Source organism: Marinobacter pelagius (assembly GCF_900114925.1).
In the GTDB taxonomy this organism is placed as follows: Bacteria; Pseudomonadota; Gammaproteobacteria; order Pseudomonadales; family Oleiphilaceae; genus Marinobacter; species Marinobacter pelagius.
In genome coordinates this window covers 186,569-199,736 of sequence record NZ_FOUR01000006.1, presented here as the reverse complement: position 1 = coordinate 199,736, position 13,168 = coordinate 186,569, and the positions used below count along the sequence as shown (strand labels likewise).

Here is a 13,168-nt window from a genome sequence, read left to right as displayed (position 1 = left end):
AATAGAGGGGCTTTTGAATGTCCAACCCGAAGCATGACAAGGGCGAACATTACCTGACCACGCCAAAGGCGGAACCGTTCCTGGAGCGTCTGATTTTCAACAATCGGGCGATCATCCTGGTTCTGCTGACCATCCTGACCCTGTTCCTCGGCTACAACGCGGCCAAGATCCAGCCGGATGCCAGTTTCGAGCGGATGATTCCGCTGGAGCATCCGTACATCGTCAACATGCTCGAGCACAGGGACGACCTGGAAAACCTGGGTAACTTTGTGCGGATCGCCGTGGAATCCAAGGACGGCGATATCTTCTCTCCAGAGTACATGGAGACTCTGAAGCAGATTACCGATGAGGTGTTCTATCTCAACGGTGTTGACCGCTCAGGCCTGAAGTCCCTGTGGACCTCCAACGTGCGCTGGGTGGAAGTAACCGAGCAGGGCTTCCAGGGCGGTACGGTTATTCCGGATGACTATGATGGTTCCCGGGAAAGTCTGGAACAGTTGCGTCAGAACGTGCTTCGTTCCAACGAAGTCGGCCGGCTGATCTCCGATAACTTCAAATCGACCATTGTCTACGCACCGCTGTACGAGACCGATCCGGAGACCGGTGAGCCGCTGGATTACGGCACCTTTTCCCGTCAGTTGGAAGAAAAGATCCGGGAGAAATACGAAGCCCAGAACCCCAATATCGACATTCACATTGTCGGCTTTGCCAAGAAGGTGGGGGACCTGATCGAGGGTATCGGCTCCATCGCCTGGTTTGCGGGTATCACCATTGTCCTGACCACGCTGCTGCTGTTCTGGTATTCCCGCAGTGTTTCCGGAACCCTGGTACCGGTGTTCACCTCTATTATCGCCGTGTTCTGGCAGCTGGGTACCCTGCGTCTGCTGGGCTATGGCCTGGACCCGTACTCGGTTCTGGTGCCTTTCCTGGTGTTTGCCATCGGTATCAGTCATGGCGTGCAGATCGTCAACGCCATGGCGGTGGAAGCGGCCAAGGGCTTCGATGCCATCACCGCCGCCCGTCTTGCATTCCGGGCCCTCTATATTCCGGGCATGCTGGCGTTGATCTCCGATGCCTTCGGCTTCCTGACCCTGTTCTTCATCGAGATCGATGTCATCCGTGATCTGGCGGTTGCCGCCGGTATCGGTGTCGCTTTCGTGATCATCACCAACCTGGTGCTGCATGTACTGATCATGTCCTACATCGGCATCTCCAAGGGTGGTGTGCGTCATGTGCAGAACCACGGTGAGAAGCAGGATCGCAAATGGCGACTCCTGTCCAACTTCTCCCATCCGAGTGTCGCGCCCATCTCCTTGCTGATTGCGGTGATCGGCCTCGGTCTTGGCCTCTACTACAAGCAGGACCTGAAGGTAGGTGACCTGGATCAGGGTGCACCGGAGCTGCGCAAGGACTCCCGCTACAACCAGGATAACGCCTACATTATCGACAACTACTCCACCAGTGCCGATGTCATGGTGGTGATGGTGAAGACGCCGGTGGAGCAGTGCACCCAGTACAGCGTACTGCGGGCCATGGACTCGCTGCAGTGGGAATTGGCGAACACGCCGGGCGTGCAGTCCACGGCATCGCTGGCGGATGTCTCCAAAATCGTCACCAAGGCGCTGAACGAAGGTAACTGGAACTGGTATGCCATTTCCCGCAACCAGACGATCATAAATGCCTCTATCCGCAATGCGCCTTCCGGGCTGATCAACACCGATTGCAGCCTGACACCGCTGCTGGTGTTCCTGGAAGATCACAAGGCTGAAACCCTGCAAACTGCAGTCGAGGTAGTTGAAGAGTTCGCCCGGGAAAACAGCAACGAGGAGCATACGTTCCTGCTGGCTGCTGGTAACGCTGGTGTTGAAGCGGCCACCAACGAGGTTATTTCCAAAGCCAAGGACATGATGCTGATCTTCGTCTACGGCGTGGTGAGTCTGCTGTGCTTCCTCACATTCCGCTCCATCCGCGCGGTACTGTGTATCGTGATTCCGCTGGGCCTGACCTCGATTCTGTGTGAGGCGATCATGGCGGTCTCGGGTATCGGTATCAAGGTGGCGACCCTGCCGGTCATCGCGCTTGGTGTGGGTATCGGTGTGGACTATGGCATCTACATCTACAGCAAGCTTGAAAAGTACCTGCTTGAAGGTAAGACCCTGCAGGACGCGTATTTCGAAACCCTGCGCTCCACCGGCAAGGCTGTTGTCTTTACCGGCGTGACCCTGGGTATCGGCGTGGTGACCTGGATCTTCTCGCCTATCAAGTTCCAGGCCGATATGGGCTTCCTGCTGTTCTTCATGTTCCTCTGGAACATGATCGGCGCCATCTGGCTGCTGCCGGCACTGGCCCGCTTCCTGCTTCGCCCGGAGCGCATGCTTGAAAAGGCGAGGACAGCGAAATAAGCTTGCCACCCACGATCAAAAAAGCCCGCACTGCGGGCTTTTTTGTTGTTGGGTCAACTGTTTAGAGAGCTAACTCTGACTTTATTTATGCCATAAAGTGGTCTATGTTCTAAGGCGGACGCGAAATATGTCCGTATGAGAGACGGGCATTCTTTAATTACAACGAGCAGAAAAGGAACGATTCACATGACACTGAAACTCAAAGCTTCCGCTCTTGCTGTAGCCGCTGCGGTCAGCCTTGGTGCTGCATCCACTTCGGTATCTGCGCAGGAGCAGCGTTTCGTGACCATCGGTACCGGCGGTGTGACTGGTGTTTATTATCCCGCCGGTGGCGCAATCTGCCGTCTGGTCAACATGGACCGGAAAGAGCACGGTATTCGTTGCTCCGTTGAGAGTACCGGCGGTTCTGTCTACAACCTGAACGCCATCCGTCAGGGTGAGCTGGATCTTGCTGTGGCCCAGTCCGACTGGCAGTACCATGCCTACAATGGCACCAGCCAGTTTGAAGACGATGGTGCCAACGAGAAGCTGCGCGCGGTTTTCTCCCTGCACCCTGAGCCGTTCACTGTAGTTGCCAGCAAGGCCTCCGGCATCAAGAACTTCGAAGATCTCGAAGGCAAGCGGGTTTCCGTGGGTAACCCGGGTTCCGGTCAGCGTGCCACCGCTGAAGTGCTGATGGAAGAAATGGGTTGGACCATGGACAAGTTCTCCCTGGCCGCCGAGCTGAAGGCTGCCGAGCAGTCCCAGGCCCTGTGTGACGGCAACATTGATGCCTTCTTCTACACCGTTGGTCACCCGTCCGGTTCCATCAAGGAAGCGACCACTTCCTGCGACAGCGTACTGGTCAACGTCGACAATGCCTCAACCGAGAAGCTGATTGCCGATCATCCGTACTATCGTAAGGCGACCATTCCGGGTGGCATGTATCGGGGTAGCGACGAGGATGTGACCACCTTCGGTGTTGCGGCGACCTTCGTTTCCTCCACCGATGTACCCGAGGACGTGGTGTACGAAGTTGTGAAGGCTGTGTTCGAGAACTTCGACAGCTTCAAGCGTCTGCACCCGGCCTTCGCCAACCTGCAGAAGGAAGAAATGGTACAAGATGCCCTGAGTGCGCCGCTGCACCCGGGTGCTGCCAAGTACTACAAGGAAGCCGGCCTGATCGACTGATCCGGCGTTTCCTGAAAACCGGCCGCGGGCAGCCCCGCCCGCGGCCTTTACTGATCTTCCCGATTTCCCTCTGACAGGATCCGGCTATGACAAATAGCGACCCGAGAGCCGGGGATGCCATCGATAAGCAGAAAGTTGAGGAATTCCTCCAGACCGAATCGGGCGGAAGGGCTGCGACCGGTCCTGCCGCTGTCATTCTCTTTATCGTTCCTCTGCTCTGGTCTCTTTTCCAGCTTTGGATAGCGTCACCGCTTCCCTATATTTTCGAGATCGGCGTGTTCAATTCCACGGAAGCACGCTCGATTCATCTGGCGTTTGCCTCGTTCCTGGCATTTGCTGCTTTCCCGATGATGCGGGGCAAGCACCAGAACCATGTGCCGGTTTATGACTGGATACTGGCGCTGGCGGCGGCATTTGCGGCCTCGTACCTTTACGTTTTCTATGACCAGCTGGCCACCCGGCCGGGCGCCCCCAATACCCAGGACATGATTGTCGCCCTTGGCGGCCTTGTGCTGCTGCTGGAAGCCACCCGCCGCGCACTGGGTCTTCCGCTGACCATTGTGGCTGGCGTGTTCATCATCTACTCCCTGGCCGGCCCGTACATGCCGGATGTGATCTCCCACAAGGGCGCCAGCCTGAGCAAGCTGGCTTCGCACCAGTGGCTTGGTACCGAGGGTGTGTTCGGTGTGGCCCTCGGGGTTTCAACCAGCTTCGTGTTCCTGTTTGTCCTGTTCGGAGCCTTGCTTGAGCGGGCCGGTGCCGGTAACTACTTCATCAAGGTCGCCTATGCGCTGCTGGGTCATATGCGTGGAGGTCCGGCGAAGGCAGCCGTGGTCTCCAGTGGCCTGAGCGGTGTGATTTCCGGCTCCTCCATTGCCAACGTGGTAACCACCGGTACTTTCACCATTCCGCTGATGAAGCGGGTGGGCTTTCCTGCCACCAAGGCGGGTGCGGTTGAGGTGGCAGCCTCCACCAACGGCCAGCTGACGCCTCCGATCATGGGTGCCGCAGCCTTCCTGATGGTGGAGTATGTGGGCATTTCCTACCTGGAAGTCATCAAGCACGCGATCCTGCCGGCGATGATTTCCTATGTGGCACTGATCTACATCGTGCACCTCGAGGCCTGCAAGCTGAACATGAAAGGCATTGAGCGGCTGGACCGTCCGACCCTGGCCCAGCGCATGCTGAACTGGGTTGTGATTCTGCTGGGCCTCTGCGTGCTGACCCTGGTGGTCTATTACGGCATCGGCTGGATGAAGACCGTCCTGGGCGAAGCCGCCATGTGGGTGCTGACACCTCTGCTGTTGCTTGCCTACATAGGGCTGGTCGGCTATGCGAGCAAGTTTCCGGATCTTGAGGAAGACGACCCGGAGAAATCCCTGGACGAACTGCCTCCGGTCGGCCCGACGGTCAAGACCGGTCTGTACTTCCTGCTGCCCGTGGTAGTGCTGGTCTGGTGCCTGACGGTAGAACGCTTTTCTCCGCAGCTGTCCGCTTTCTGGGCGACCGTGTTCATGATCTTCATCGTGATCACCCAGCGGCCGCTGAAAGCCTTCTTCCACAAGCGTGGAGACTACATTGCGGGATTGAAGCAGGGCAGTGTTGATCTGGCCCATTCGCTCGTCACGGGTGCCCGGAACATGGTGGGCATCGGTGTGGCAACGGCGACCGCCGGCATTGTGGTCGGGACCGTAACGCTGACCGGCATCGGGCTGGTAATGACCGAGTTCGTGGAGTTCATCTCGGGCGGCAACCTGTTGTTGATGCTGATCTTTACGGCCATCATCAGCCTCATTCTCGGTATGGGCCTGCCGACCACCGCCAACTACATCGTGGTCTCAACCCTGATGGCGCCGGTTATCGTGACCCTTGGCGCCGAGAATGGCCTGCTGGTACCGCTGATTGCGGTGCACCTGTTCGTGTTCTACTTTGGCATCCTGGCGGATGATACGCCGCCGGTAGGCCTCGCCGCCTACGCGGCCGCAGCCATCTCCGGTGCCGATCCGATACGAACCGGTGTTCAGGGCTTCACCTATGACATCCGCACCGCGATCCTGCCGTTCATGTTCATTTTCAACACGCAGCTGTTGTTGATCGGACTGACCGGCTGGGTGGATCTGCTCATCACCATCTTCAGTGCGGTGACCGCCATGCTGGTGTTCTCCGCGGCGACCCAGGGTTACTGGTTCACCAAAACACGGTGGTGGGAGACGGTCTGCCTGCTGTTGATCACCTTCACGCTGTTCCGGCCGGGATTCTGGTGGGATATGGTCTATCCGCCCACGGAAGACCGGCCCGGATCGGAGATCTTCCAATATGTTGAGGATGTTCCGGCTGACAAGCCCATTGTGATTCAGGCTACCGGTATGTCCATTGATGGCGACGAGGTGTCGAAATACCTGCGGCTGCCGCTGCCCGAGGCAGAGACGCCACAGCAGAGACTGGCCCAGGCCGGGCTCGAGGTCTCTCCTCAGGGCGAGCAGATGGTCGTGGACTTCGTGAACTTCGGCAGTATCGCGGAGCAGGCAGGGATCAGTTTCGGCTGGACCATCGACAAGGTTCAGGTCGAGAAGGAGCGGCCTCCCAAGGAGCTGATGTTTATTCCGGCACTGCTTCTTCTGGCTGTTCTGGCCTTTGGCCAGCTCCGAAGAAAAGCCAGGGAGGAGGCGGCAGGCCAGCCGGCCTGACAGTTCGACCGGAATTTTATTAGGTCCGTAGAAACCCGGCGTTAACCCGCCGGGTTTTTTTCTGGTAGACTCGCCTCAGATCCGGGCCGCGGTTTGTGTCGCGGTGTCCCGGCACCATGTGATCTTTGGTATAGATCACCGCTGAGTAAACAACAGGAGTATTCCATGCCCGTCATTACCCTGCCGGATGGCAGCCATCGTAGTTTTGCTGAACCCGTAACCGTACACGACGTCGCCGCCGACATTGGCGCCGGCCTGGCCAAGGCCGCCCTGGCCGGAAAAGTCGATGGCAAGCTGGTGGATACCAGCCACGTGATTGACCGTGATGCCGAACTGGCCATCGTCACCGATCGTGACGAGGACGGTGTCGATGTCATTCGTCATTCCACAGCCCACCTCATGGCGATGGCTGTCCAGGAGCTGTTCCCCGGCGCCCAGGTAACCATTGGCCCGGTGATCGACAACGGCTTTTATTACGACTTCAAATACGACCGCCCGTTCACCAACGAGGACCTGGCGCGGATCGAGAAGCGGATGGAAGAGCTGGCCAAGCAGGATATCCCTGTTTCCCGGTCTGTTATGTCCCGGGAAGACGCCATCAAGCTGTTCGAGGACATGGGCGAGGAATACAAGGTTCGTATCATCCAGGACATTCCTGGCGATGAGGATCTGTCGTTCTATCGTCAGGGCGATTTTATCGACCTGTGCCGTGGTCCCCACGTACCCAGCACCGGCAAGCTCAAGGCCTTCAAGCTTACCAAGGTGGCCGGCGCCTACTGGCGTGGCGACACCAGCAACGAGCAGCTGCAGCGGGTCTACGGTACTGCCTGGGGCAACAAGAAAGACCTCAAGGCCTACCTGAACCGCCTGGAGGAGGCCGAGAAGCGGGATCACCGCAAGATTGGCAAGAAGCTGAACCTGTTCCACATGCAGGAAGAAGCTCCGGGCATGGTGTTCTGGCACCCGGATGGCTGGTCCCTGTACCAGGAAATCGAGCAGTACATGCGGGCCAAGCTGCACAGGCATGGCTACCAGGAGATCAAGACACCCCAGGTGGTGTCCCGTACCCTGTGGGAGAAATCCGGGCACTGGGACAAATTCAAGGACGACATGTTTACCACCGAGTCCGAGAAGCATGACTACGCCATCAAGCCCATGAACTGTCCCTGCCACGTGCAGGTATTCAACCAGGGCCTGAAGAGCTACAAGGACCTGCCGCTGCGCCTGGCGGAGTTCGGCTCCTGCCACCGCAACGAAGCCTCTGGCGCGCTGCACGGCCTGATGCGGGTGCGTGGCTTTACCCAGGATGACGCTCACATCTTCTGCGAAGAGGACGCGATCCAGGAAGAAGTGTCGGCATTTATCAAGTTGCTGCACGAAGTCTACGAGGACTTCGGGTTCACCGAGATCCTGTACAAGCTCTCAACCCGTCCGGAAAAACGGGTTGGTTCCGACGAAGTCTGGGACAAGTCCGAAGCGGCACTGGAAGAAGCCCTGAACCGCGAGGGCGTGGATTGGGAATTGCTGCCGGGTGAGGGCGCCTTCTACGGACCGAAGATCGAATTCTCCCTGAAGGACTGTATCGGCCGGGTCTGGCAGTGCGGTACCATCCAGGTGGATTTCTCCATGCCGGGTCGTCTTGGTGCCCAATATGTGGCCGACAACTCCGAGCGCCGGACTCCGGTCATGCTGCACCGTGCGGTGCTCGGTTCCTTCGAGCGCTTCATCGGTATCCTGATCGAGGAATACGAAGGTGCGTTCCCGGTCTGGCTGGCACCGACCCAGGTGGCGGTGCTGAATATTACCGATAATCAGCGTGATTATTGTCAGAATCTGGCCAAAAAGTGGGATTCTTTGGGCTTTAGGGTTAATGCTGACTTGAGAAACGAGAAGATCGGCTTTAAAATCCGCGAGCATACTCTTAACAAGGTTCCCTATCTCGTTGTTGTCGGCGATAAAGAAATCGAGAACAACGCGGTTGCGGTGAGAACCCGCAAGGGCGAAGATCTGGGGACCATGTCGGTCGACGAATTCGAAGCGCTACTGGCCAAAGACGTCGAACGCAAAGGTAGAACCAAAACGGAGATCTGATTATTAAACAGCGAGCGAATCGGGGTGGGCGTACTCCAAAAGCGCCTATCAATGAAAATATTGACGCAACTGAAGTCCGCCTGATTGATGCCGAAGGCAATCAGGTTGGTATTGTTCCCATTGAGGATGCACTCAAGCAGGCAGAAGAAGCGTCTCTTGACCTGGTTCAGGTTACGGATTCCGATCCGATCGTCTGTAAGATAATGGACTACGGCAAGAAGATCTTCGAAGAGAAGAAGGCCAAGGCGGCTGCCAAGAAAAAGCAGAAGCAGACGCAGGTCAAGGAAGTCAAGTTCCGTCCAGGAACTGAAGAAGGGGATTATCAGGTCAAACTACGCAACCTGGTACGTTTCCTTGAAAACGGGGACCGCGGCAAAATCACTATCCGCTTCCGTGGCCGTGAGATGGCACACCAGGAAATTGGTATGAAGCTCATGAACCGCATCGAAGCAGATATTGAGGAGCTGGCCCAGGTAGAACAGCGGCCGAAAATGGAAGGCCGCCAGATGACCATGGTCGTGGCACCCCGCAAGAAGAAGTGAACCTGATCCAATGACGGGTCCCCCGCATCGGCGGGGGATTTGTCGTTCAGGGACACATTTGTTTATCCAAAATAGAATGCGGAGTTTTAAAAAATGCCTAAGATGAAAACCAAAAGCGGAGCTACCAAGCGGTTCAAGAAAACCGCGACCGGCTTCAAGCACAAGCAGTCCTTCACCAGCCACATCCTGACCAAGAAGAGCCCGAAGCGTAAGCGTCAGCTGCGCGGTACCAAGCTCATCGCCAAGTCAGATGTTGCAGCTATCAAGCGCATGACCGCGTGCTGATCCAGCCGCGCGCATCATTCCTGAGAAAGTAAAGGTAGAAGGATTAAAGTATGGCTCGTGTAAAGCGTGGCGTGGTAGCACGTCGTCGTCACAAGAAGATCATGAAGCAGGCCAAGGGTTACTACGGTGCCCGTAGCCGTGTTTTCCGGGTTGCCAAGCAGGCGGTTATCAAGGCCCAGCAGTATGCCTACCGTGACCGTCGCAACCGCAAGCGTGCATTCCGCGCTCTGTGGATCTCCCGTATCAACGCCGGTGCCCGCGCAAACGGTCTGTCCTACAGCCGTCTGATCGCTGGCCTGAAAAAGGCGAATGTTGAAATCGATCGTAAGGTTCTGGCCGACCTGGCCATGAACGAGCAGCAGGCGTTTGCCGCTGTTGTTGAGAAAGCCAAAGCGTCCCTGTGATCGCTTAAGATCTCTCATCGATTGCTGATCGATCCGGCGTCTCATGGCATCATGAAGGCGCCTTCTGAATAGGGGAAGGGCACGCTCTTCCCCTATTTTTGTTTTAACCTACCCCATTTCTGGTTTGGAGCAGGGTCAATGGAAAACCTGGAGCAACTGGTTCAGGACGGGCTGAGCGCCGTTGAGAGTGCGGACAGCCTGCAGGCACTTGATCAAATTCGTGTGGAATACCTCGGCAAGAAGGGTGTGATTACCCAGCAAGCCAAGACGCTGGGCAAGCTGTCTCCCGAGGAGCGCCCTGCCGCCGGCCAGAAGATCAACGAAGCCAAGGGGCAGGTAGAGCAGGCGATCAATGCCCGCCGCACCGATCTCGAGAAGGCCGCCATTGAAGCGAAGCTCGCCAGTGAATCCATTGACGTTACCCTGCCGGGCCGCGGCCAGGATCTCGGTGGCCTGCATCCGGTGACCCGCACCCTGCAGCGTATCGAAGAGATTTTCTCCCGCGCCGGCTACAGCGTGGAGCAGGGCCCGGAAATCGAAGACGACTATCACAACTTCGAAGCCCTCAACATTCCCGGCCACCACCCGGCCCGTGCCATGCACGACACTTTCTATTTCAATCCCGGCACGCTGCTGCGCACTCACACCTCTCCGGTCCAGATCCGCACCATGGAAGCCGGCAAGCCGCCGTTCCGCATGATCTGCCCGGGCCGTGTATACCGCTGCGATTCCGACATGACCCATACCCCGATGTTCCATCAGGTGGAAGGTCTGCTGGTCGAGAAGAATGTCAGCTTTGCCGACCTCAAGAGCACCGTCGAGGAGTTCCTGCGAGTGTTCTTCGAGCGCGATCTGGAAGTTCGCTTCCGGCCATCCTACTTCCCGTTCACCGAACCCTCCGCGGAAGTGGACATCGAGTGGGGCCGCGAGGCCGATGGCAGCATCAAGTGGCTGGAAGTAATGGGCTGCGGCATGGTGCATCCGAAAGTATTCGAATATTGCGGTATTGATGCCGAAGAGTACCGTGGCTTTGCCTTTGGCCTGGGCGTTGAACGCCTGGCCATGCTGCGCTACGGCGTGAATGACCTGCGCATGTTCTTCGAGAACGATCTGCGCTTCCTGCGCCAGTTCCGGTAATCCTCGGGCTGGTCTGCAGGCATTAACGGCAATCAAACCAACAGGCAAAACCGCATCAGGACAAGGCAAGAACCATGAAATTCAGTGAACAGTGGCTGCGCGAGTGGGTTAATCCAAACATTGGCTCCCAGGAATTGATGGACCAGATCACCATGGCCGGGCTGGAAGTGGACGGCTTTGAGCCGGTCGCCGGTGAATTCAGCGGTGTGGTGGTTGGCGAAGTCCAATCCGTCGAACCGCACCCGGACGCGGACAAGCTCCGGGTCTGCCAGGTGAGCGATGGTGAGCAGACCGTCCAGGTGGTCTGTGGTGCGCCCAATGTACGCCCCGGCCTGAAGGTGCCCTTTGCCGTGGTTGGCGCGGTGCTGCCCGGCAACTTCAAGATCAAGAAGGCCAAGCTGCGTGGCCAGCCCTCCGAGGGGATGCTGTGTTCCGAGTCCGAGCTGGCCCTGTCTGAAAATCACGACGGCCTGATGGAATTGCCGGAGGATGCGCCGGTTGGTCAGGAGATGGCCGATTACCTCAAGCTCAATGACATCACCATCGACGTGGACCTGACGCCAAACCGCAGCGATTGCCTCTCCATCAAGGGCATCGCCCGGGAAGTGGGTGTGCTCAACAGCCTGGTGGTCACCGAGCCTGTCATCGAGCCGGTGGAGGCAGTGCACTCTGAGGTGCCTGATATCCGTGTCGAGGCACCGGCAGGTTGTCCCCGTTACCTCGGTCGTGTTCTGCGCAACGTCAATCTTAAAGCGGAAACGCCGCTGTGGATGCAGGAAAAGCTGCGTCGCTCCGGTATCCGTTCCATCGATGCGGCGGTGGATGTCACCAATTACGTGATGCTGGAACTTGGCCAGCCCATGCACGCATTCGACCGTGACGAGATCAGCGGTGGCATTATCGTGCGTATGGCCAAACCGGCCGAGAAACTGGTTCTGCTCGACGGCCAGGAAGTGGAGCTCACCGAAGACACCCTGGTAATTGCCGACCACGAAAAGCCCATCGCCATCGCGGGTGTGATGGGTGGTGAGCATTCCGGTGTCAGCGAAAAGACCCGGGATCTGGTGCTGGAGTCCGCCTATTTTGAGCCCATCACCCTGGCAGGCAAGGCTCGCCATTACGGCCTGCATACCGATGCCTCCCACCGTTTCGAGCGCGGAGTCGACTACAAGCTGGCCCGTGATGCCATGGAACGTGCCACCGAGCTGCTTATGAATATCGTTGGCGGCGAGCCCGGTGAAATCGTGGAAGTAGCCAGCGACGAGCATCTGCCGGCTGACCGCACCATTGACCTTCGGGAGCAACGGCTGGCCGATGTTCTCGGCATGGCGATCGACCGCACCACCGTCGAGGAGATCCTCACCCGGCTCGGGCTCCATATCGACAAGCTGCTCAAGGATGGCTGGCGCGTCAGTGTGCCCAGCTTCCGTCCGGACATCACCATCGAGGAAGACCTGATCGAGGAAGTCGGCAGGATCTTTGGCTATAACAACCTGCCGGTGACTGAACCCACCGGCTCCCTCGGCCTGGTTGCCCGGGAAGAGGCAAAGCGCCCGGTGTCCGCCATCCGCAATTATTTCGTTGCCGAGGGCTACCAGGAAGCCGTGACCTACAGCTTCGTGGATCCCAAGGTTCAGAAGCTGGTTGATCCGGAGCGCGACGGTATTGCCCTGGCGAACCCGATCTCGGCCGACCTGTCGGTCATGCGTACAACGCTCTGGAGTGGTCTGCTCAAGACCGTTGCCTATAACCAGAACCGTCAGCAGCCGCGTATCCGGCTGTTCGAGACCGGCCTGCGCTTCGAGCAGGACGGCGAGCGCATCGATCAGCAGCCCATGCTGGCCGGTGTGGTTGTCGGTGGTCAGTATCCGGAAAACTGGGCAAACGGTCGCAGAACCGCCGATTTCTTTGATGTAAAAGGGGAATTGGAAGGTCTGTTCCGGCTGCTGGGGATCGAGGTCCAGTTCGTGGCCAGCCAGCACCCGGCGCTGCATCCGGGCCAGACTGCCGAATTGATGCGCGATGGTGAACATGTAGGCTGGTTGGGCACGTTGCATCCACAAGTTCAGAAAAATCTGGAACTTAATGGCACGATCCTGATGTTTGAGCTATTCTTGAATTCGATCGTCACCGGATATGTGCCTAATTTCAAAGAAATTTCAAAATTCCCGGAAGTTCGCAGGGATTTGGCTATCATTATCGGGAGCGATGTAGCGTTCGCCGATGTGGAGCGTGTAGCCAGGAAGCATGCCGGTGAGCGTCTGACAGCGCTGCGTGCGTTCGATGTCTATGAAGGCGAGAGCCTGGGTGAGGGGAACCGGAGCCTGGCACTGAGTCTGTTCTGGCAGCATCCCGAACGCACCTTGAATGAGGACGAAGTGCATTCGCTCTTCAATGGTGTCATTGATGCCTTGAAAGAAGAGTTGGGGGCAACACTGAGGAGTTAAGAG

Annotated in this window: 9 protein-coding genes; all 9 read left to right on the top strand. The window is 57.7% G+C overall.

Annotated features, from left to right (window positions below):
* The first annotated feature begins 17 nt into the window (after positions 1-17).
* Positions 18-2,402: an efflux RND transporter permease subunit gene (locus BM254_RS13185; RefSeq protein ID WP_092004452.1), complete on the top strand. Its 2,385-nt coding sequence runs from the start codon at positions 18-20 to the stop codon at positions 2,400-2,402.
* Positions 2,403-2,588: 186 nt separating this feature from the next.
* Entirely contained in the window at positions 2,589-3,572 is a 984-nt protein-coding gene (locus tag BM254_RS13180) for a TAXI family TRAP transporter solute-binding subunit (RefSeq protein ID WP_092004449.1), read from the top strand.
* An 86-nt stretch (positions 3,573-3,658) separates the two neighbouring features.
* On the top strand, positions 3,659-6,259 hold the full coding sequence (locus BM254_RS13175; RefSeq protein WP_092004447.1) for a TRAP transporter permease: 2,601 nt from the start codon (positions 3,659-3,661) through the stop codon (positions 6,257-6,259).
* 165 nt (positions 6,260-6,424) lie between these two features.
* A complete protein-coding gene (gene thrS / locus BM254_RS13170; protein ID WP_092004444.1) occupies positions 6,425-8,350 on the top strand; it encodes a threonine--tRNA ligase in 1,926 nt (641 codons plus the stop codon).
* Complete coding sequence (infC, locus tag BM254_RS13165) at positions 8,347-8,892, top strand: translation initiation factor IF-3 (protein WP_092004441.1); 546 nt, start codon at positions 8,347-8,349, stop codon at positions 8,890-8,892. The genes thrS and infC overlap by 4 nt, the downstream gene beginning before the upstream one ends.
* A 93-nt stretch (positions 8,893-8,985) precedes the next feature.
* Complete coding sequence (gene rpmI, locus BM254_RS13160; RefSeq protein ID WP_092004438.1) at positions 8,986-9,177, top strand: 50S ribosomal protein L35; 192 nt, start codon at positions 8,986-8,988, stop codon at positions 9,175-9,177.
* 50 nt (positions 9,178-9,227) lie between these two features.
* Complete coding sequence (gene rplT / locus BM254_RS13155) at positions 9,228-9,581, top strand: 50S ribosomal protein L20 (protein ID WP_092004435.1); 354 nt, start codon at positions 9,228-9,230, stop codon at positions 9,579-9,581.
* Positions 9,582-9,719: 138 nt separating this feature from the next.
* The gene (pheS, locus tag BM254_RS13150) at positions 9,720-10,718 is read left to right on the top strand and encodes a phenylalanine--tRNA ligase subunit alpha (protein ID WP_092004433.1); all 999 of its coding nucleotides are present in this window, start codon (positions 9,720-9,722) and stop codon (positions 10,716-10,718) included.
* A 74-nt stretch (positions 10,719-10,792) separates the two neighbouring features.
* Complete coding sequence (gene pheT / locus BM254_RS13145; RefSeq protein ID WP_092004431.1) at positions 10,793-13,165, top strand: phenylalanine--tRNA ligase subunit beta; 2,373 nt, start codon at positions 10,793-10,795, stop codon at positions 13,163-13,165.
* The last annotated feature ends 3 nt before the right edge of the window (positions 13,166-13,168 follow it).